This window comes from Rhodococcus sp. BE178 (genome assembly GCF_050433545.1).
In the GTDB taxonomy this organism is placed as follows: domain Bacteria; phylum Actinomycetota; class Actinomycetes; order Mycobacteriales; family Mycobacteriaceae; genus Prescottella.
Map to the genome: position 1 here is coordinate 1 of NZ_JBNPXA010000018.1, position 21,300 is coordinate 21,300.

17 protein-coding genes and 1 pseudogene are annotated in these 21,300 nt (G+C 67.6%); 10 read left to right on the plus strand and 8 right to left on the minus strand.

The genetic code is table 11. From position 1 onward, the window contains the following. Positions 1 to 242 (minus strand): annotated as a pseudogene (locus tag J2X34_RS24430) (steroid 3-ketoacyl-CoA thiolase); the annotation flags it as partial. Between the two features lie 301 nt (positions 243 to 543). Between J2X34_RS24430 and J2X34_RS24435 the strand changes: the two are divergent. The 4 genes from J2X34_RS24435 to J2X34_RS24450 all read left to right on the plus strand — a co-directional run bounded on the left by J2X34_RS24435 (position 544) and on the right by J2X34_RS24450 (position 5,241). After that, positions 544 to 909 carry an ArsR/SmtB family transcription factor gene (locus tag J2X34_RS24435; protein WP_114724219.1) on the plus strand — a complete coding sequence of 122 codons (366 nt, stop codon included), beginning with the start codon at positions 544 to 546 and terminating at the stop codon, positions 907 to 909. A gap of 153 nt (positions 910 to 1,062) precedes the next feature. Beyond that, positions 1,063 to 2,949 carry a phosphoenolpyruvate carboxykinase (GTP) gene (locus J2X34_RS24440; protein WP_429519980.1) on the plus strand — a complete coding sequence of 629 codons (1,887 nt, stop codon included), beginning with the start codon at positions 1,063 to 1,065 and terminating at the stop codon, positions 2,947 to 2,949. 157 nt (positions 2,950 to 3,106) lie between these two features. Further along, a complete protein-coding gene (locus J2X34_RS24445) occupies positions 3,107 to 4,831 on the plus strand; it encodes a SulP family inorganic anion transporter (RefSeq protein WP_429519981.1) in 1,725 nt (574 codons plus the stop codon). A gap of 2 nt (positions 4,832 to 4,833) precedes the next feature. Further along, positions 4,834 to 5,241: a DUF5313 family protein gene (locus J2X34_RS24450; RefSeq protein ID WP_429519982.1), complete on the plus strand. Its 408-nt coding sequence runs from the start codon at positions 4,834 to 4,836 to the stop codon at positions 5,239 to 5,241. Positions 5,242 to 5,264: 23 nt separating this feature from the next. Here the strand turns inward: J2X34_RS24450 and J2X34_RS24455 are convergent, their stop codons facing one another. The 7 genes from J2X34_RS24455 to J2X34_RS24485 form a co-directional block, all read right to left on the minus strand. Then, positions 5,265 to 6,158, minus strand: coding sequence for a carbohydrate ABC transporter permease (locus tag J2X34_RS24455; RefSeq protein WP_429519983.1), 894 nt, complete (start codon positions 6,156 to 6,158; stop codon positions 5,265 to 5,267). A gap of 9 nt (positions 6,159 to 6,167) precedes the next feature. Further along, the gene (locus J2X34_RS24460; protein ID WP_429519984.1) at positions 6,168 to 7,133 is read right to left on the minus strand and encodes a carbohydrate ABC transporter permease; all 966 of its coding nucleotides are present in this window, start codon (positions 7,131 to 7,133) and stop codon (positions 6,168 to 6,170) included. Between the two features lie 30 nt (positions 7,134 to 7,163). Next, positions 7,164 to 8,063 carry a phosphodiesterase gene (locus J2X34_RS24465; RefSeq protein WP_429519985.1) on the minus strand — a complete coding sequence of 300 codons (900 nt, stop codon included), beginning with the start codon at positions 8,061 to 8,063 and terminating at the stop codon, positions 7,164 to 7,166. 34 nt (positions 8,064 to 8,097) lie between these two features. Next, a complete protein-coding gene (locus tag J2X34_RS24470; protein ID WP_429519986.1) occupies positions 8,098 to 8,862 on the minus strand; it encodes a tyrosine-protein phosphatase in 765 nt (254 codons plus the stop codon). Between the two features lie 11 nt (positions 8,863 to 8,873). Continuing rightward, the gene (locus J2X34_RS24475; protein ID WP_429519987.1) at positions 8,874 to 10,229 is read right to left on the minus strand and encodes an ABC transporter substrate-binding protein; all 1,356 of its coding nucleotides are present in this window, start codon (positions 10,227 to 10,229) and stop codon (positions 8,874 to 8,876) included. Then, the gene (locus J2X34_RS24480; RefSeq protein WP_114724228.1) at positions 10,222 to 11,355 is read right to left on the minus strand and encodes an ABC transporter ATP-binding protein; all 1,134 of its coding nucleotides are present in this window, start codon (positions 11,353 to 11,355) and stop codon (positions 10,222 to 10,224) included. The genes J2X34_RS24475 and J2X34_RS24480 overlap by 8 nt, the downstream gene beginning before the upstream one ends. A 129-nt stretch (positions 11,356 to 11,484) precedes the next feature. Next, entirely contained in the window at positions 11,485 to 12,408 is a 924-nt protein-coding gene (locus J2X34_RS24485) for a MurR/RpiR family transcriptional regulator (protein WP_114724229.1), read from the minus strand. 221 nt (positions 12,409 to 12,629) lie between these two features. On the opposite strand from J2X34_RS24485, the gene J2X34_RS24490 reads away from it, so the two are divergent. The 6 genes from J2X34_RS24490 to J2X34_RS24515 all read left to right on the plus strand — a co-directional run bounded on the left by J2X34_RS24490 (position 12,630) and on the right by J2X34_RS24515 (position 21,253). Beyond that, entirely contained in the window at positions 12,630 to 13,901 is a 1,272-nt protein-coding gene (locus J2X34_RS24490) for a globin domain-containing protein (RefSeq protein WP_258558168.1), read from the plus strand. Positions 13,902 to 13,998: 97 nt separating this feature from the next. Continuing rightward, the gene (locus J2X34_RS24495; protein ID WP_429519988.1) at positions 13,999 to 14,868 is read left to right on the plus strand and encodes a DUF4261 domain-containing protein; all 870 of its coding nucleotides are present in this window, start codon (positions 13,999 to 14,001) and stop codon (positions 14,866 to 14,868) included. 7 nt (positions 14,869 to 14,875) lie between these two features. Then, entirely contained in the window at positions 14,876 to 15,475 is a 600-nt protein-coding gene (locus tag J2X34_RS24500; RefSeq protein ID WP_429519989.1) for a GDSL-type esterase/lipase family protein, read from the plus strand. A 64-nt stretch (positions 15,476 to 15,539) separates the two neighbouring features. Further along, positions 15,540 to 16,529 carry an AraC family transcriptional regulator gene (locus J2X34_RS24505; protein WP_114724232.1) on the plus strand — a complete coding sequence of 330 codons (990 nt, stop codon included), beginning with the start codon at positions 15,540 to 15,542 and terminating at the stop codon, positions 16,527 to 16,529. A gap of 118 nt (positions 16,530 to 16,647) precedes the next feature. Then, entirely contained in the window at positions 16,648 to 17,838 is a 1,191-nt protein-coding gene (locus J2X34_RS24510) for a serine hydrolase domain-containing protein (RefSeq protein WP_114724233.1), read from the plus strand. Positions 17,839 to 17,974: 136 nt separating this feature from the next. Then, the gene (locus tag J2X34_RS24515; protein ID WP_429519990.1) at positions 17,975 to 21,253 is read left to right on the plus strand and encodes an error-prone DNA polymerase; all 3,279 of its coding nucleotides are present in this window, start codon (positions 17,975 to 17,977) and stop codon (positions 21,251 to 21,253) included. Positions 21,254 to 21,300: the final 47 nt, after the last annotated feature.

Below are 21,300 nucleotides of genomic sequence, written 5' to 3' on the forward strand. Positions count from 1 at the left end.
CCGGTCTGCCACGGCAGGCCCGCGGCGAGCCACGCGGTGCGGGTGACGTTGTTGGACTGCGCGCCGGCCTGCGTGACACAGCCGCCGATGACCTGTTCGACCAGTACCGGATCGATCCCCGCGCGATCGACGATTCCCTTTTGTGCGGCACCGAGGATCTCGGCCGCGTGCAGGCCCGACAACCAGCCACCGCGCTTCCCGATCGGTGTGCGAACTGCCTCGACGATTACTGGTGTGCCCATGGCGAAGAACCTCCGTGTGTCTACCTACTAGAACGTGTTCTTCATATCAGCGGCACATCAAAAAGTCGATATGGCAAGAGGATTCGGGAGATATCCAGGGCTGGATTGGAACAGCAGGGGACGACCTGTGGTGGTGGCCGACGGGTGGCGACAGGCGAGGCATGGCAAATTGCTAAGATTCGCAACTAGTGCATCAATGTGTAGCATAGTTCGCGGACGGCGGGTCTGCCGTGCTGTCCGGGCAGGGTGTGCACCTCTCGGTGGAGAGTTGCTGATTTCGATGGGTACGACAGGAGGTGACATGGTCGCGAACTCGCACCAGCCGCTGTATCGGATGAAGGCCGATTTCTTCAAGACCCTCGGGCATCCAGCCCGGATCAGGGTTCTCGAGTTGTTGAGTGAGCGCGAGCATGCCGTTTCCGAAATGCTGCCCGAGGTCGGAATCGAGCCGGCGAACCTGTCCCAGCAGCTATCGATCCTCCGGCGGGCCGGGTTGGTCACGGCCCGGCGGGAGGGGCTGTCGGTGTCGTATGCGCTGACCTCACCCCGAGTTGCCGAACTGTTGAAGACCGCGCGAGAGATCCTCACCGGTGTGGTCGCCGGCCAGGCCGAGCTTCTCGAGGAGGCCCCCCAGGTGTCGGTGCTGTCAGGCGAGTCGCGGGGCTGAGTTGATGTCTTCTTCGGGCGGTCCACTGCTACTCACTAGTTGCGAACTTTCTAAACTTCTTATCTTCTGTGATTCGATATCGATCGTGGTGAACACGCAGCCGGCCTCGCCGTCGGGTGGTCGGTTCACGAGCCCTGGACGAGGAGAGACGTCATGACGAGTACCCCTGCCGGATCGGCATGCACTGCAACCGGACACCCGGAGATCGTCTCGTGGGTGGCCGATGTCGCCGCACTCACCGAACCGGAGAACGTGGTGTGGTGCGACGGTTCTGCCGCCGAATGGGACCGTTTGACCGCGCTGCTGGTCGACAAGGGCACCTTCGTTCGACTCGAGGGCAAACCCAATTCGTTCTGGTGTGCCTCGGATCCGGCGGATGTCGCGCGGGTGGAGGACCGCACGTTCATTTGCTCGGCATCGCAGTCCGATGCCGGGCCGACCAACAACTGGATGGACCCCGTCGACATGAAGACGGTGATGACCGAGCAGTACCGCGGGGCCATGGCCGGGCGCACGATGTACGTCATCGCCTTTTGCATGGGTCCGCTGGACGCCGCCGAGCCGAAGTTCGGTGTTCAGGTCACCGACTCCGAATACGTCGCCGTGTCGATGCAGATCATGACCCGATCCGGTGCGCCGGTGTGGGACAAGCTCACCGCCGGAACAGAATTCGTCAAATGCCTGCACTCGCTAGGTGCCCCTCTGCGCCCCGGCCAGGCAGACGCGACGTGGCCGTGCGATCACACCAAGTACATCTCGCACTTCCCCGAGGAACGCATGATCTGGAGTTACGGCTCCGGCTACGGCGGCAACGCACTGCTCGGGAAGAAGTGCTACTCGCTGCGGATCGCGTCGAAGATGGCCAAGGACGAGGGCTGGCTGGCCGAGCACATGCTCATCCTCAAGCTCACCTCTCCCTCGCACGAGGTCCGCTACATCGCGGCGGCGTTCCCGTCCTCGTGCGGCAAGACGAACCTCGCGATGCTCGAGCCCGCCCTCGACGGGTGGACCGCCGAGACCATCGGCGACGACATCGCCTGGATGAGATTCGGGCAGGACGGTCGGCTGTACGCCGTCAACCCGGAGGCCGGGTTCTTCGGTGTCGCACCGGGCACCGGCGCGCACACGAACCCGCACGCGATGGCGACCATCGAGCGAGGCAATTCGATCTTCACCAACGTCGCGCTCACCGACGACGGCGACATCTGGTGGGAGGGCATGACCGATCAGCCGCCCGCACATCTGACGGACTGGCGGCGTCGGGACTGGACCCCGAACTCCGGCGAGCCTGCGGCCCACCCGAACTCCCGGTACTGCACCCCCATCGCGCAGTGCCCGACCGTCGCGCCGGAATGGAACGACCCCGCCGGCGTACCGATCTCGGCGATCTTCTTCGGCGGCCGCCGCGGCACCACCGTTCCCCTGGTCACCGAGGCCTCGAGCTGGCAGCACGGGGTGTTCCTCGCCTCCACCCTGTCGTCGGAGACGACCGCCGCGGCCACCGGCAACGTCGGTGTGGTGCGCCGTGACCCGATGGCGATGCTGCCGTTCCTCGGTTACCACGTCGGTGACTACTTCGCGCACTGGCTCGACATCGGCACCAAGACCGACCCGTCGCTGCTTCCGAGGATCTTCTATGTCAACTGGTTCCGCCGCGGTGACGACGGACGCTTCCTGTGGCCCGGGTTCGGCGAGAACGCCCGGATCCTCGAATGGGCGTTGCGCCGGATCGACGGCGCGGCTGGGGCCGAGGCGACGCCGATCGGGAACGTGCCCGCCGTCGACGACTTGGACCTGAATGGCCTGACGGTCGACAAGGCCGAGGTGGCGGCGGCGCTGAACGTCGATCCCGACGAGTGGATCACCGAGACTCGACTGATCGACGAGTGGTTCGCCACCATCGGCGGCAACACCCTGCCCGACGCGCTTCGCGATGAACTCGCGGCCCTCAAGCTGCGACTGTCCGGCCGGGACCTGCTCGGTGATCCGGTGCCGGTGCGCGACGAGCACTTCAGCCGGGTTCGTCGCGACGAGCGGTGACGCGCCCGCAATCGGGGTAGAACGCCCCGTCCATGACGAGGCGTGGAGCGCGTCACGTCGATCCCCCTGCGCTCCACGCCTTCTCGGCCCGACCCGAGCCGAACCGATCTCGACTCGGGTCGGGCCACCCTCAGCCCATCTACCAGGATCACCGTGAATGTCTGAACCTCGTTCCGTTCCCGCCTCGGGCGGCCGCGTCGCCGACGCCGCGCGCGCCGCAGTCGTCTTGATGCCGCGCTGGAGCGACTGGAGCCCCGCTGTCCGCGCGCCGGGCGCCGATCTGCTCGCCGGACTCATCGTCGCGCTCGTCGCGCTGCCACTCGCGTTGGGATTCGGAATCAGTTCCGGTCTCGGCGCCGCAGCAGGCTTGACGACAGCGGTCGTCGCCGGTGTGGTCGCCGCCGTCTTCGGCGGTTCGCGGTTCCAGGTGTCGGGGCCGACCGGTGCGATGACCGTCGTCCTGGTCCCGATCGTCGCCCAGTACGGGCCGACCGGAGTGCTCGCTGTCGGCTTGATCGCCGGCATCATCCTGGTGCTGCTGGCGTTCGCGGGCGTCGGGCGGGCCGTGCGCTTTGTGCCTGCCCCGGTGATCGAGGGGTTCACCGCGGGCATCGCCGTCGTCATCGCCCTGCAGCAGGTTCCGGCCGCGCTCGGTGTTTCGGGCGCGGAGGGGGAGAAGGTGTGGCAGAGCGCCTTCGACGCTGTTCGCCGCTACCTGGAGAACCCGTCGGTCCTGACTCCAGCGACCGCGCTGTGCGTGGCCGCCGTGATCCTCGTCGGCGGCCGCTACCTGCCCCGAGTGCCGTTCTCGCTTCTGGCGGTCGCTGTCGCCACGATCGTGGCGCAGCTGTTCCACCTCGATCTCGCGCGGATCAGTTCCATCCCTTCCGGATTCGCGGCCCCGTCCCTGGATTTCCTGCATCCCGGTGAGGTGACCTCACTGCTGGCGCCCGCCCTCGCCGTCGCCGCCCTCGGCGCCCTCGAATCGCTGCTGTCCGCGACCGCCGCCGACTCGATGGCGGTGGGAACACGCCACAACCCGGACCGTGAACTGCTCGGTCAGGGCCTGGCGAACATCGCCGCACCCCTCTTCGGCGGAGTGCCCGCCACGGGGGCGATCGCCCGGACCGCGGTCAATGTTCGATCCGGTGCCCGCACGCGCCTGGCCGCGCTCACCCATGCGGCAATCCTCGCCGCCATCGTCTACCTCGCCGCCGGACTGGTCGCCGAGATCCCGTTGGCCGCACTCGCCGGAGTTCTCCTGGCTACCACTGTCCGGATGGTCGAGACCGCGTCCATTCTCGCGATCGTGCGCGCCACCAGGGCCGACACGATCGTCATGGTGGCGACGTTCCTGGTCACCGTCGTGTTCGACCTGGTCGCGGCTGTTGCCGTCGGCGTCGGGTTCGCCGCGATCCTTGCGCTGCGTGCAGTCGCGCGCTCCGCCCGCATCGAACAGGTCCCGCTCGACGAGACCGGCGATCACCTGGCCGAGGAACACGAACTGCTGCGCGAGCACATCGTCGCGTACCGGATCGACGGTGCCCTGTTCTTCGCCGCTGCGCATCGATTCCTGCTCGAACTCGCCGAAGTCTCCGACGTCAAGGTGGTGATCCTGCGAATGTCGCGGATCACCGCCCTCGACGCCACCGGCACCCTCGTACTCCAGGACGTCATCGCGAAGCTCGAGAATCGTCAGATCACCGTCCTGATCGCCGGTGCCAAACCCGAGCATCTGCGCCCCCTGGCCGCGCTCGGCGTGTTCACCACCAGTGACGGCGAGAGACGCCGACTCTTCGCCACCACCCCCGAAGCGATCGAGCACGCACGCGCAATCGTCTTCGCCGATACCCGCCATCCAACGATTGCCAGCGAGGACTGACGATGACACACAGCACATTTCCGGCGAGGCCGAGTTCGCCGGCGCCCACCGGCGGTCAGCGCCTCGGCTACATCTTGGGCGGGACGCTTCCCGACCACCTGCACGAGTGGGTTGTCCGGGACATCACCGGGCCGGGCGCCACCCGGCGCTACGCGATCCGTTGCCTGGTTCCGCTGGTCCCGATCCTGGTTGCCCTGCTGTTGATCCCCGGACCGTGGATCATCCGAATCGGCATGGTGCTGTTGCTGTTTCTGCCCTTCGTGTACTTCCTGCTGGCGCTGAAGGCGATCTACCTTCGACACCGCCTCGTCAGCCACAGTCTCGACCCGGAACTGCTCAACGCCCACAAACAACAGCGACTCGGCCAGGAACGAGACGCCTACGAATCGCGTTACCGCCACGGAGCTTGACCACCTGCGCTGTCAGGCGCCGGTCACTTCAACCCGGATCGCACGAAGGCGTCCACGACGTGCCGCTGCAGGAACATGTAGATCAGGAAGATCGGCAGACATGCGATGCCGGAGGCGGCCATCACCGCGCCCCAGTTGTTGCCCTCCGCGCCGAGGAAGCTGCGGATACCGATCTGCACCAGGGCATCGGAGTTCCGCAGGATCAGCGACGGCCAGAGGTACTCGTTCCACGCCGAGATGAACAGCATGATGCCCAGGGCCGCGAGTGCCGGTCGCATGTTCGGCACGATCACACGCCAGAGCGACGCCCACGCACCCTGCCCGTCCATCTCGCTCGCGTCGAGCAACTCACGCGGGAATGCCTCCATGTGCTGGCGCAGCAGCATGACGCCGAACGCCGAGCACAGGTTGGGGATCACCACGCCGGCCACGGTGTCGAGCAGGCCCATCTGCGAGATCAACAGGTAGTTCGGGATCATCGTGACCTGGAACGGCACCAGCCAGGATCCGACGAACAGAAGGAACAGCAGGCGCTTGCCGACGAAGTCCCAGCGTGCGAACGCGTACGACGCGAGCAGGGCTACCAGTAGCTGACTGACCGCGACCACGAACGCCATCGCGAAGGTGTTGAGGAGCATCGACAGCATCGGGATGGTGTCGAACACGTACCGGAAGCTCTCGGTACTCAGCGGCCACGGGACCGGGCTGCCGGACAACGTGTCCTCCGGTCGGCGGAACGCGGTGGCGAACATCCAGTACACCGGGAAGACACTGAACACCGCGAGCGCTGCGAGCGCCACGTGACCGAGCGCGACTCGGCGACCGCTCCTGTGCTGTGGTTCGGGCGATCCGGACGGCGCGGTGGGTGCGTTGGTTGCAGTGGGCACTTTGGGCGGGTCGAGGAGGACGAAGGCCATGACTGGTTCCTAGTTGTCGTAGAAGCTCAGGCGCTCGGTCAGCCGCACGAACACGAGCGCGATGACGCCGAAGCCGAGGAAGAACAGGGTGCCCGCGGCGGCCGACATGCCGGCATCGAAGTTGCGGAAACCGAACTCGTACAACAGGTAGTAGATGTTGGTCGAGGAGCCGCTGGGTCCGCCCTGCGTGAGGACGTCGATCACCGGGTAGGTCCACTGCGCGCTGAGCAGGATCGTCATCATCGCCAGGAACAGCAGGGTGGGGGAGAGCAGCGGCAGCGTGATCCGGCGCGTGATCGTCGACGGCGTGGCGCCGTCGAGCGCGGCCGCGTGGCCGTAGTCGGGGCTGATCCCCGCCATTCCCGCAGAGATGACGAGAACGCCGAAGCCGAGCATCTGCCATCCGACGATCACGACCACGCCGATCAGCGCGAGCTTCGGATCACGGAACACGTTGCCGAGGTCGTGACCCATCGTCGCCGAGATGCGGGCGATCATGCCGTTGTCGGGATTGAACAGCCAGCGCCAGATGGCGCTGCTCGCAACGGGAGTCACGAGGAACGGGACGAAGATCAGTGCTTGGTAGAACGTGCGGGCCCGGCCGCTCACCCGGGCGGACAGGAGCGCGATCGCGAGCGGGAGAACCAGGGAGAACACCATGAATGCGCCGATGTAGAGGGCGGTGTTCCACAGTGCCTGGTGCAGTTCGGGGAGCGAGAGCACGGTGACGTAGTTGTCCAGGCCGACCGGCGTCTTCGGGCTGGTCGGGATCATGTTCCATTTGTAGAACGACAGCCCCACCGTCTCGGCGAGCGGCTTGTAGGTCCACATCACGAGCAGGACGACCGCGGGCAGCAGGAACATGTAGGGGACGGCGCGCCGTGCTGCGCGTGACCGCCACCCCGGCCCTGCCTGCACAGGCAGGGCCGGGGTGACGCTCCGCGGCTCAGCGCTCGCCGGAACTTCGACGAACATCGAATACTCGCAATCGGTTTCGGGGTCGGATCAGTGGTTCGACGCGTCGGCCATGACCGCGAGCTGCTCCTCGGGGGACAGCGACTGGTAGTAGCGCAGCTGCTCCATCGTCACCTCGTACAGCGTCGGGCCCTCCTCGACCGGTACGACGGTGTGCAGGATCCGGTCGGAGTACACGTGCACCAGGTTGAACGACTGCCCGCTGTCCTGGCCGCGCATGCCGCCGCCCGCAGGGAACAGGTCCTGGGTGTAGCAGGTGGCCGATGCGACGGACACCGGGATGCCTGCGAAGGTGCAGGTGGTCGAGTAGTGCAGGTGGCCGCCGAGGATGCCGCGGACGTCGGTGCCGCGCAGCACGTCCTCGAGCCGGTGCTGGTCGCGCAGTTCGACGGACTCGAGCAGTTCCAGCGGGCTCGGCACCGGCGGGTGATGCAGCGCCAGCAGCGTGCCGTGCGGGGCAGGAGTCGCGAGAACATCACGGAGCCAATCGATCTGCTCGTCGGTGATCTCGCCGTGATGGTGGCCGGGAACGGTGCTGTCGAGCGCGATGATCCGCAGGCCGTCGATGTCGTGGACCATGTCCACCGACTCCTGTGTGGGCTCGGTGCCGAGCAGGCCCGCGCGGAACTCGGGCCGGCTGTCGTGGTTGCCGATCACCCAGATCACCTGGGCGCCCAGCTTCTCCGCCGCCGGCTCGACCATGTCCCGCAGTCGGGCGTACGCCTGCGGGTTGCCGGCGTCGGCGAGGTCGCCGGTGAACACGATCGCCTCGGGTCGCTGCCCGGCGCGGTCGAGGCGGTCGAACAGGCGGCCCAGGTTGGCGTCGCTGTCGACGCTGCCGTGGAGCAACTCGCCGTCCCCGACGAAGTGGGTGTCGCTGATGTGCAGGACGAAGTGTTCGGGGGCGCCGTACTGTCCGTTCGTGGACATGGTTGTCTTCCTTCGGGTTAGTGAGGGTGGGGGGTCAGCCGAGGAGGCAGACGCGCAGGTTGTCGAGTTCGATGTCGGTCATGCCGTGCGCGCGCAGGTAGTCGGGCACGTCGCCGTGGCGCTCGCGCAGTGACGCGAGCGTGGCGAGCATCAGCGGGGCCGGGCTGGAGGCGACGATCTGGGTGATGTCGGTTCCGGCGGGCAGGCCGCGCGCCGCCATCACGGCGGTCATCGCGTCCACCCATTCACCGGCCAGCATCAGCTCGGACAGGGAGTAGTCGGCGGCGATGTCGCGGTCGTCGACGCCGACGGCCGCCAGGGCCAGGGCGATCACCAGGCCGGTGCGGTCCTTGCCGGCAGTGCAGTGCACCAGGACCGGGTCGCTTCCGGAGTCGGCGATGAGGCGGACGGCGTCGGTCAGGGCGGAGCCGTGGTCGTCGAGCATCCAGGTGTAGATCCCGCCGAGGTCTAGGGTCTCGGCGGTGTAGGTCGCGCCGCGGGTGCCGAGTCCGTCGCGGTAGACGGGCAGGTGCACCTCGCGGTGCCCGACGCCGTCGAGTGCGTTCGGTGCGCTGGTCCGTTCGTCCGTCTCCCGCAGGTCGATGACGAGCGCCAGGCCGCGGCCCGCCAGTTCGGCCCGGCCGTCGGCGTCGATTCCGTGCAGGGCGTCCGAGCGGAAGAGCTTGCCCCACTTGGTCGTCAGGTTCGACACTGTCGGATATCCGCCGACGTCGCGGAGGTTGTGCACACCGCGGGCAGGGAGGCGGCGGGACGGGGTGCGGTCGAGGTTGGTCGTCATGTTCGTTTCACTCAGCCGATCAGGTCCTGGGCGCGCTGCTGGGCAGCGGCCATCGTGGATGCGGGGTCCTTGCCGTAGAAGACCGACTCCTCGATCGCAGTCGCGAGGATGTCGTCGATCTGAACGTAGCTGTTGCCCGGGTAGGACTGCCACGGCTCGAGCCGGTCCAACTGCTTCAGATTGGGGGCGAGGAGCGGGTTGCCGTCGGCCCAGGCCTTCAGTGCCGTGGGGTCGGTGGTCAGCGACGTGCGCAGCGGCAGGTAGCCGATCTTGGACGAGATCTCGGTGTACGCGTGATCGCTCGTCATGAACTTGATCAGCTCCCACGATGCGCGCTGCTTCGCGGGATCCTGGGAGAACACGAACAGCGCCGAGCCGGAGTTGGTGGGCACCGCCTCGCCGCCGGCGAACGCGGGCATCGCCGCGGCCCGCAGTTCCCAGCCGGCGGCCTTCGACGCGCCCAGCAGCATGCCCTGGACCGCCGAGGACTGCAGCTGGATCGAGCTGTCGCCCTTCATGAAGCTCTCCATCTGGCCCGCCGAGTCCTGGTTGGCGAGCACGCCCTGGTCGTACAGGTCGCGCAGCATCTGCACCGCCGCGAGCGAATCGTCGCTCGCGAACTCGACGGTGCTGCGGTCCTCGGACAGCACATTGCCGCCGGCCGACCGGAACAGTCCCTGCATGCACCAGTTGCCGCCCTTGACCGCGCACGAGATCGTCAGCGCCGGCTTGCCTGTCGTCGCGGTGATCTTCTTCGCGGCCGCCGCGACATCGGTCCACGTCGACAGGTCGGTGTCGGCCGGCAGGCCCGCCTTCTGGAACGCGGTGGCGTTGTAGAACAGGACCGGGGTGGAGAAGACGTACGGCATGCCGTACGTCTGGCCCTCCCAGTCGCCGAGGGTCGCGGCCCGCGGGTGATAGGGGTGCGCGCCTGCGAGATGCTCGTCGACGGCATCGGCGCCGACCATCGAGTCGAGGGAACGGGCACCCAGCTCGTTGACGGCGAAGTCGAGCGTGTCGAAGGTCAACTGCGCCACGTCGGGCGGGGTTCCGGCGAGCAACTGGGTCTGCACGCTGCTCGCCGTTCCGCTTCCCGCGGCCGATGTTCCTTGCGGTGGTTGGGGTTTGACATCGATGTTGGGATGTTCGGCCTCGAAGTCGGCGATCAATCCGGTGATGGTGTCCGTCCACGGACCTGCCTGTGTCAGGTTGTAGGACTCGAAGGTGATCTCGACCTTCTGGTCGGGGTCGAGTTCGGGCACGACGCCGTCGGACGACGAACTCGAGGCGCCGGCGCCGGTGGCGCATCCGGTGAGGGTGAGGGCGGCCAGCGACAGCAGCGCCAGGCCGGTGGTGCGTCTACGCATGGGTCAAGCTCCTAGCTGGAGAAACAGGAACGTCGGTGTGCTGGGGTACATCGATCCACTCGATTCGCCGACCGCTCGCGCGGTCGAACAGGTGCACGTGTTGCGGATCGGCGGTCAGGGTGAGGATCTGCAAGGGCTTCATCGCGATCGGCCGCGGGGACCGGACACACACCGTCGTGTCGCCGACCGTGCAGTACGCGATCTCCTCGCTGCCGAGGTTCTCGACGGAATCGACAGTCGCGGTGAGGCATACGGATTCGGTGTTGTCGCCGACGCGAAGGTGTTCGGGACGGATGCCGAGGACCACGTCGAGGTCGTCGGTCTCGCCCGGCCACAGGTCCGCACGCATGCCGGGGGCGAGGGCGCACACGGCGCCGTCGACGGTGCGGACCGTGGCGTCGAGCAGGTTCATCGCGGGGCTGCCGAGGAAGCCGGCGACGAACACCGAGGCCGGGCGGTCGTAGACCTCCTCCGGGGTGCCGATCTGTTCGACGGCGCCACCGTTGAGGAGCGCGATCCGGGTCGCCATCGTCATCGCCTCGACCTGGTCGTGGGTGACGTACACGAACGTCGCGCCGAGTCGTCGGTGCAGATCGGTGAGTTCGCGTCGTGTCGCGGTCCGCAGCTTGGCGTCCAGGTTGGACAGGGGTTCGTCCATCAGGAACGCCTTGGGATTGCGGACGATCGCGCGCCCGACAGCCACGCGCTGTCGCTGGCCGCCCGACAGTTCCTTCGGCTTCCGGTCGAGCAGGTGCGCGATCTCGAGTTGGCGCGCGACCTCGTCGACCCGTTCCGCGGCCTGACTCTTCTCGACCTTCCGCACCTTGAGCGGGAAACCGAGATTGCGGGCCACCGACAGGTGCGGGTAGAGCGCGTAATTCTGAAAGACCATCGCGACGTCACGCTTGCGCGCGGGCGCCGAGGTGATGTCCTCGCCGTCGAGGACGATGCGTCCGCTGGTCGGCTCCAGTAGTCCGGCGATCATTCGGAGGAGCGTGGTCTTGCCGCAGCCTGAGGGGCCCAGGAGCACCAGGAAGTCGCCGTCCTGGATCTCCATCGAGATGTCGTCGACGGCGGTGACGCCGCCGAAGCTCCTGCCCAGGCCCTCGATTCGAATACTGCCCATGACCCTCTCCCGATGAAACGTGATTACCCGAATCGGCTCGATTCGGAATTCTCATTACATCGAGTAGTTAGCCAGTCGAAGGTGAACGTGAACTGAATGGTCCAGCAACGAACGATGAGGTTTGGTGGGCTAGATGCGGTCCGTCGGCTCGTTCTCGATGATCGGCGGATTCATCAGGGCGGCAAAGTGTTCCAGGCTCTTCGTGGCGGCGTCGGTGGTCGCCCCGTCGACCTCGGACACCGCGACCTGCAGCCCCAACAGGAACGTCAGCTGGATGATTGTCGCCGACACCCCGTGCCCGGCGTACGGGCCCGACCCGTTCCCGATCACCAGCGCGGAGTCCGACAGTTCGACCAACGTGGACCGGGCATGGCCGGTCACGCCGACGACGTACGCGCCGGCCGCGCGGGCGGCCCTCGTCACGTCGATCGTGTACGCGTTCATGCCCGAGTCGCTGACCGCGACGCAGACGTCGTCGGCGGTCAGGGTCCGTGCTGCGAACAGTTGGACGACGGTGTCGGTGGGTGCCTCGGCGATCCTGCCGTTGACCAGCATCCGAACCGCGAAGGCGGCGGCGGCCGGTGCCGAGCCGCCGTTCGCGACGACGAAGATTCGCCGCGCGTTCGCGAGTACGCGCACCGTGTCGTCGAAGGACTTCTCCGACAGCGGCGCCAGACCTCCGGACAGGTCCGAACCGACCTCCGAGACGATCGCCTGCAGCACGCCGATGCTGCCCGGCGGCGAGGCGTCCTGCGGCGTCGTGGAGGTCTCCGCGCCGAGGTCGCGCAGCAGCAGCATCCGTACGTGCTGGAAGCCGGTGAAACCGAGATTCTGGCACGCGCGCACCACGGTCGCGGTCGACGTCGATGCCGCCTCCGCGAGATCCGCCGCGGACCACCACGCCACCTCGCGCGGCCGCTCCACGCACACGTCCGCGACGCGGCGTTCGCTCGGCGCGAGCCCTGCCGCCATCGCCCGGATGGTCGCGGTCGTCGTGCCGATCGGAAACTGCGTGCCGGAAGCTGACTCTGATTCGGGGGAACCTGCGCTCATGGCTTCTGGATAACACACGCCGGTGAACGGCTGATCCTGTCGGCCCGAGCGCCCGTTCCCGCGGGTTCGAGACGGGATCCCGCGGATCGGGACGAAGAGTGGGCGCTCAAGCCGATCTAAACCGGGCAATTGCCCCGAACTCCATAAATTGCCTGTCGTGGGGGGATCGGTGATGCTGTATTGCGGTAACCGGTCGGTCCCGAAAGGTCTCTGATTTCCTCATGTCTATCGTAGTCGCCCCCGTCGGCATCTCCACTGTCGCGCCCTCCGTCGTCGTGGGCGCCGGCGACTCCGGAACCGGGAGGGCGTCCGCACCGAATTCGTCTCTGCTGTCGCCGGACTCGCTTCCGATCATCGAGGCTACGTTGCCGGTGGTGGGGGAGCACCTGGGGGAGATCAGTGAGGTCTTCTACCGTCATCTGTTCGACGGGGTGCCCGCGCTGGAGTCCGACCTGTTCAACAGGTCCAATCAGGCGAACGGCGAGCAGCAGAAGGCCCTGGCCGGTTCGATCGCGGCGTTCGCCACCCTGCTGGTCACCGAGGATGCACCGCCGGTCGACCGGGTGATGTCGCGGATCGCCGCGAAGCATGCGTCCCTGGGTATCTCGCGGGTGCACTACGACCTGGTGCACCGGGCGCTGTTCAGGGCCATCGGCGACGTGCTCGGTGACGCCGTGACCCCGGAGGTCGCGGCTGCCTGGGACGAGGTGTACTGGCTGATGGCCGACTCGCTGATCGCGCAGGAAGCGGCGATGTACGACCGGGCCGAGGTTGCGGCAGGATGCGTGTGGCATGTGCTCACGGTGGTCGGTCGCCGTGAGGTCGCGCCGGGAGTGTGGACGTTCACGCTGGCAGGCGGTACGGGTGTTTCGATGGTGAACTATTCTGCTGGACAGTATATTTCGGTCGCGATGATCGTCGGCGACGGCGCTCGGCAGATCCGTCAGTACACGGTGATGTCGGGGGACGAGCCGGACACGTGGGAGATTACCGTCGACCCCATGCCGGGCGGTCTGGTGTCGAACAAGCTGATCGCCGAGGCCGGGATCGGATATCCGCTGGTGGTGTCCATCCCGTCCGGGACCGCGTACCCGGTCCGGAACGACAACCCGGTCGTGCTCGGCTCGTCCGGTGTCGGCTCGTCGCTGACCGTCGCGATCCTGCAGGAGATGATCGCCGTGCGGGACACCCGGCCGGTCTATGTGGTGCACGTCGACAAGGATGAGCAGTCGTTCGCTCATCGGAGTCGGATCCTCGGTCTCCTCGAGGCGTATCCCGGCTATTCGTGGCTCGAGACGTACTACGTCGACGACGCGGAGGAGGCGGTGCCACTTCTGCGTGACCGCGAATGGGACAGCGGCGCTGAGGTATACCTGTGCGGATCACCGCGATTCATGCGACAGGTTCGCAGGATCGCTGTCGTCAAAGGTATTTCGCCGGAGAAGGTCCACTACGAGGTGTTCGCGCCGGATTCGTGGTTCGGGTTCGACTGATTCGGTCGCGAGGTCGTCGGCTGTCCGCGTGGGCAGAATGTCGAGGATGTCCGGTCCACGGATAGGGTGTAGCGCGACGCGGTCCTGGAAGCATCCCGTGCGGTCGCCGATCGCGTCGATACGCACACGATTCTCCGAGGGAGCCCATGCCGCGCTCGCGATGCTGTTCCAGGACCGGCTCGACGCCGACGTCACTGCCGAAGCGCTCGCCGCGCAAATGCGGCTGGACTGGCCGGACGTCGAACTCTCCGGCCTTGCCGTCGATCGGGACGAGTCCGCAGACCGGGACGGGCCGGTGCGTCTCGACCTGGACGGCAGGATGATTGCGCTGCTCACGGTTCCTTCCCCGGTGGGCGACGACGTCGCCGACATCGCCGGGCACAGTCGGCTGTGGCCGAAGGAGGTGCCCGCTCCTACCGACTACACCGCGCACACGATCGTCACCGTGCTCCGTCCGGGAAGCACCGACGAGGACGCGATCGCGGACGCGGTGTTGTTGTCCCGTGTCGTCGCGTCGCTCGTCGCGCTCAGCGGCACCATCCGCGCCGTGTACTTCGGCAGTGCGAATCACATCATCCTGCCCGCACTGTTCCGTGACCTCGTGAAGGACGTGCTGCCCGAGCCGCCGTTGCTCGCCTGGGTCGCGATCAACGTCGGCCGGCGCCCCGACGGCGTGATGACCGGTCACACACGAGGTCTCGACATGCTCGACCTCCCGGACATCGATATCCCGGACACCCCCGAGTCCGCCGGCGACACGTTCGACCGTCTCACCGGCATCGCCTCGTACCTTCTCAAGGAAGGCCCCGTCATCAACGACGGCGACACGATCGGGAGCACCGAGGTCGCCGAGATCGTCGTCGATCACGCCCCGAGCGACATCGATCCCGAACGCACCGTCCTACGGCTGAGGTTCGATGCCGGGCAGAGCAAGCGCAAGCGGGGCTGGTTCGGCCGTCGACGCTGACATCATCATGGCTATGGATGATGTGCGGGTGTGCTTCGTCGGTGACTCCTTCGTTGCGGGGGTCGGTGATTCCGAGTACCTGGGGTGGGCCGGACGGCTCGCGGCGGGAACGGCGCGGGCGGCTCTGACGGCCTACAACCTCGGGGTCCGGCGGCAGACGTCGAGCGAGATCCGCGACCGCTGGCTGAGCGAGTGCGCTCCGCGGCTGCCGTCCGGGTGCGCAGGGCACGTGGTGTTCGCGTTCGGGACCAACGACACGACGGTCGAGGACGGATCGGTCCGGATCGATCTGTCGGAGTCCGCGGAGAACCTGGCCACGATGCTGAAGGAGTGCGCCGAGACCGGTTGGCGCGCAATGGTAGTCGGACCGCCGCCGATCGAGGATGCCGGCCAGAACGAGCGGACGGCACGGTTGGACCGATCCTTCGCCGACATCTGCCTCGGTGCCGGGGTGCCGTACGTCGCGGTGTTCGCGGAGTTGTCGGGCAACGCGGTCTGGGCGGAGGAGGTACGCAACGGCGACGGCGCACACCCGGACAGCGGTGGGTACCGGGAGCTCGCAGAACTGACCCGGCCTGCCTGGGACACGTGGATCGCCGATTCCTGATCCGCGAACGGCGCCGGGACGCCGAGGGGTTCCCGGTCGGGGCGAAGCTGCCTATGCTCCCGGTGTGTCATCGACATTCGATCCCCGGACCCGCGATGAGCGGGCGGCGGGACTGGTCACCGACTGGGACGAGATCAAGCAGTGGTCGGACGCGGTCTACATGCCGTACGAGGTGCGACCGGTCGGCCGCGCGCTCGCCCCTGCGTCCAGCATGTTCTCGGCGGAGATCGGTGAGATGACGTTGACCCGGTTCAGCTACGGAATCCCGGTGACGATCGGCGAGTTCGCCCCGGAGGCGGGCAACATCCTGGTGCTCACCACACTCGCCGGGTGGACGCGGCACGAGATCACTGCGAAGTCGAGTGTCGATCTGACGACCGGGGAGACCTTCGTCGCCGACTGCAGTCGGGTCGACTACCGGTTCGACGCGGACGCCGCGCACCTGCAACTGAACCTCACGATTCCGCACCGAATGCTCGCCGATCTGGCACTGAGCTGGTGGGGGTGGATGCCCGACGACCGATTGTGGCGGCACAAGTGCGTCATCGGTGGGCCGGGCGGCCCGTGGCTCGGGTTGATGGAGTACGTCACTCGCACCCTGTCGAGTGCACGGAACCTGGTCGATCACGAACGTGTCCGGCTGAACCTGCAGGAACTGATCGCCGCGCAGCTGCTCGCCGAGTGGGCCGCCGACGCCGGCATCGATCCGGTGTCGACCAGCGGTGTGCGTGCCCCGGGCTATGTCCGGCGCGCCGTGCGCTACATCGAGGACAATGCGCAGGACCTACCGACCGTGTCAGAGGTTGCGGGGTCGGTCGGTGTCAGCGTGCGTGCCCTGTCCGGCGCGTTCCGTGAGTACCTCGGGATCACGCCGCGAGACTGTCTGCGGGAGCAGCGGTTGCAGGGGGTGCGGCGAGAACTGTCGTCGTCGACATCCACGGTCGCTGCCGCTGCCGGTGCGTGGGGGTACGTGAACATGGGTGTGTTCGCAGCCGCCTACCGGCGGCGATTCGGCGAGAATCCGTCGGACACCCTGAGTCGCGCGCAGGGGTGACGCGGCTCACGAACGGCTGCCGATTCGGGACGGGTGTTGCCGATCGGGGACATGGGTGCCGCGCAGATCCTCGTAGGTTGCTCTCCTGCAACGACTTCTCGCTGACAGGAGAAAAACCATGGGCCAACGTGATTCGGAACTGAACGCCGTCCTGCGTGACGTGACGGCGGCCGGCGGTGCCGGGCAGGTGCCCGGTGTGGTCGCGATGCTGACGGACCGGAACGGCACCGTGTTCGAGGGTGCGGCCGGGCTCCGATCGGTCGGTGGCACACAGCAGCCGATGACCCTCGACACGGTCTTCGCGATGTTCTCGACGACGAAGGCGATCACCGGCACCGCCGTGCTGCAGTGCGTGGAGGAGGGGCTCGTCGACCTGGATGCGCCGGCAGCACGTTACCTCCCGGAGATCGGAAAGCTCCAGGTGATCGACGGGTTCGATGCGTCGGGGGCCCCGGTGCTGCGGGCGCCCCGGCGTGAGATCACCACGCGCATGCTGTTGCTGCACACCGCGGGACTCGGATACTCCTTCTTCGACGAGACCTACCACCGCCTGGCGGTCGAGCACGGTCAGCCCAGCATCATCACCGGGACCCGGGCGTCGTTGGAGACGCCGCTGCTGTTCGAGCCCGGTGAACGCTGGCAGTACGGTTCGAACATCGACTGGGCCGGCCTCGTGGTCGAGGCTGTCAGAGGTGAGCGGTTGGGTGACGTGATGGCCGAACGCATCTTCGCCCCCCTGGGGATGGCCGACACTGCGTTCACGATGACCCCGGAGATGGAACGGCGTAGGGCCACCGTCCATCAGCGGGGCGCGGACGGCACGCTCGAACCGCTCGACCTGGTTCTGCCGCAGGATCCCGAGGTGCACATGGGTGGGCACGGGCTCTACTCGACGGCCGGTGACTACACGAAGTTCCTCCGCATGTGGCTCGGTGACGGGGCGGGCGAGCACGGGCGTGTCCTCGCTCCGGACACTGTGCGGCAGGCCGTGCAGAGCGGGTTGGACGGTCACCAGGTGACGATGCTGCCCGGTGTCGAACCCGAACTTTCGCACGACGCGGAGTTCTTCCCCGGCCAGCGCAAGTCGTGGGCGTACACGTTCATGGTCAACGACGAGGACGCGCCGACCGGCCGACCGGCCGGATCTCTCGGCTGGGCCGGGCTCGCGAACCTCTACTACTGGATCGACCGACGCAACGGCATCGCCGGATTCTGGGCGACGCAGGTCCTGCCGTTCGTCGACCCGGCGTCGATTGGGGGCTATCTCGACTTCGAGACCATCACCTATCGCAGCCTCGACCGGAAATAGGCGGTTGCCCGGCGGGGTCCGCGTTGACCCCGCCGGGCACACGTGTCAGACTCGAACATGAGTTCGAAAGATGCGTCTTCCCCGTCGGCATCTTCCCTGGTGTGCGGGCTGGTGCCTGCGGGAAGGCTGCAGAGGGATGGGATGGGGCAACGGTCCGCCGACGTGGGCGGAGATGGAGCGGGTGCTGTCGGGGCGGCCGCGTCGGGATGCGGAGTTCCCGGGCGACGGCGGCGACAGTCCGGCGTGGTCCCGTAAGCGCGGAGACTATCGAGGCGAGACGTCCCGACCCGTCGGTGCCACCGTTCCCTACGCGGAACTGCACACGCACTCGGCCTTCAGCTTCCTCGACGGTGCCAGCCCGCCCGAGGAGTTGGTGGAGGAAGCGGTGAGGCTCGGTCTCGACGCGATCGCGCTGACGGACCACGACGGGCTGTACGGGGTGGTCCGATTCGCCGAGGCCGCGAAGGAACTGAACATGCGGACGGTGTTCGGGGCCGAGTTGTCGCTCGACGCGGCGCCGCGTACCGGCATCCCCGATCCGGACGGCACCCACCTGCTGGTGCTGGCGCGCGGGCAGGAGGGCTACCGGCGACTGTCCCGTCAGATCGCGGCCGCGCACCTGGCCGGCGGTGAGAAGGGCAAGCCGCGCTACGACTACGACACGCTCACCGAGGCCGCCGGCGGGCACTGGCAGATCCTCACCGGCTGCCGCAAGGGTCACGTGCGGAGCGCGCTCGCGGCGGGCGGCCCCGACGCGGCCGCCGCCGCCCTACGCGATCTCGTCGACCGCTTCGGTGCGGATCGGGTGACGGTCGAACTGACACATCGTGGGCTGCCGGAGGACGACGAGATCAACGCGCGGCTCGCAGAACTGGCCGGGCGGCAAGGCCTTTCCGTGATCGCCTCCACGGCCGCGCACTTCGCGGGACCGTCACGGCGACGGCTCGCGATGGCGATGGCCGCGGTGCGGGCCCGGCAGAGTCTCGACGAGGCGGCGGGCTGGCTCGCTCCCACCGGCGGCGCGCACCTGCGGTCGGGGGTGGAGATGGCGCGACTGTTCGCGCAGTACCCGCAAGCCGTGTCGGGTGCGGCCGAGTTGGGGCTCGAGTGCGCGTTCGACCTGCGGCTGATCGCGCCGCAACTGCCGCCGTTCGACGTCCCGGACGGGCACACCGAGGCGAGTTGGCTGCGTGAGCTCACCATGCGGGGTGCGCGTCGGCGTTACGGGCCGCCGTCATCGAATTCGGCCGCCTACGAGCAGATCGAACACGAACTCGGAATCATCGAGAGGCTCAACTTTCCTGGGTACTTCCTCGTGGTCCACGACATCGTCTCGTTCTGCAAGGACAACGACATCCTCTGTCAGGGAAGAGGATCGGCGGCCAACTCGGCCGTCTGCTATGCGATCGGCATCACCAACGTGGACCCGGTGCGCAACCAGTTGCTGTTCGAACGGTTCCTCTCGCCCGAACGCGACGGCCCGCCCGACATCGACGTCGACATCGAATCCGACCGCCGGGAGGAGGCCATCCAGCACGTCTACGCCAAGTACGGCCGCGAGTACGCCGCGCAGGTCGCCAACGTCATCACCTACCGGGGCAGGTCGTCGGTGCGGGACATGGCCCGCGCGCTCGGCTTCTCGCAGGGGCAGCAGGACGCGTGGAGCAAACAGGTCAGCAGGTGGAGCGGCGTCGGCGCCGAAACCGGGACGGACATCCCGCCGGCGGTCCTGGAGTTGGCCGCCCAGATCGAGGGCTTCCCGCGACACCTCGGGATCCACTCCGGCGGCATGGTGATCTGCGACCGTCCCATCGCCGACGTGTGCCCGGTGGAATGGGCGCGCATGGAGAACCGCAGCGTCCTGCAGTGGGACAAGGACGACTGCGCCGCAGTGGGACTGGTGAAGTTCGACCTGCTGGGCCTCGGCATGCTCTCGGCGCTGCATTACATGATCGACCTGGTCGCCGAGCACAAGGGGATCGCCGTGGACCTGGCGCAACTCGACCTGTCCGAGCAGGCGGTGTACGAGATGCTGCAGCGGGCCGACTCGGTGGGCGTGTTCCAGGTGGAGTCCCGCGCCCAGATGGCGACGCTGCCGCGGCTGAAGCCCCGCAACTTCTACGACCTCGTCGTGGAGGTCGCGCTGATCCGCCCCGGGCCGATCCAGGGCGGCTCGGTGCACCCCTACATCCGACGCCGCAACGGCCGCGAACCCGTCACGTACGACCATCCGTGTCTCGAGAAGGCACTGGAACGGACGCTGGGGGTTCCGCTGTTCCAGGAGCAGCTCATGCAGATGGCCGTCGACGTCGCCGGATTCAGTGCCGCCGAGGCCGACCAATTGCGGCGGGCGATGGGGTCCAAGCGCTCACCGGAGAAGATGGAGCGGCTGCGCGGGCGGCTCTACGACGGCATGCGGGAGCTGCACGGCATCACCGGCGCGGTGGCCGACCGGATCTACGAGAAGCTGTACGCGTTCGCGAACTTCGGTTTCCCCGAGAGTCATTCGCAGAGCTTCGCGTCGCTGGTCTTCTACTCGTCGTGGTTCAAGCTGCACCATCCGGCGGCGTTCTGTGCCGGGCTGCTGCGGGCGCAGCCGATGGGTTTCTACTCGCCGCAGTCGCTGGTGGCCGACGTCCGGCGGCACGGGGTGACGGTGCACGGGGCGGACGTCAACGCGAGCCTCCCACACGCGACGGTGGAGGCGGCCGGCACCGAGGTGCGGCTGGGGTTGGGGGAGGTCCGCAACATCGGGACCGCGTTGGCCGAGCGGATCGTCGCGGCCCGCGACGAGGACGGGCCGTTCACCTCGTTCCTGAACCTGACCGGGCGGGTGGAACTGAGCACGGCGCAGGCCGAGTCGCTGGCCACGTCCGGGGCGCTGGGCTGCTTCGGGATCTCGCGTCGGGAGGCGCTGTGGGCGGCGGGTGCCGCGGCGGGGGAGCGCCCGGACCGGTTGCCGGGAATGGGGGCGTCGACACGGGCGCCGACGCTGCCCGGCATGAGCGACATCGAACTCGCCGCAGCCGACGTCTGGGCCACCGGGGTCTCCCCGGACAGCTACCCGACCCAGTTCCTGCGCCCGCAACTCGAGGCCCTCGGGGTGATTCCCGCGTCGCGACTGCTGGACGTCCCCGACGGGGACCGGGTGCTGGTCGGGGGAGCGGTCACGCACCGCCAGCGTCCCGCGACGGCCGCCGGGGTGACCTTCGTCAATCTCGAGGACGAGACCGGAATGGTCAACGTCGTGTGCTCGGTTGGCCTGTGGGCGAAGTACCGCAGGCTCGCGAACAGTGCCCCGGCGCTGCTGGTGCGCGGGCGGGTGCAGAACGCGGAGGGCGCGGTGACGATCGTCGCGGACCATCTCCAGTTGATGGACCTGCGGATGCCGACGAAGTCCCGGGACTTCCGCTGAGAGCAGCTTCACACCCCGCTATATACCCCCTGGGGTATGCTCGACTC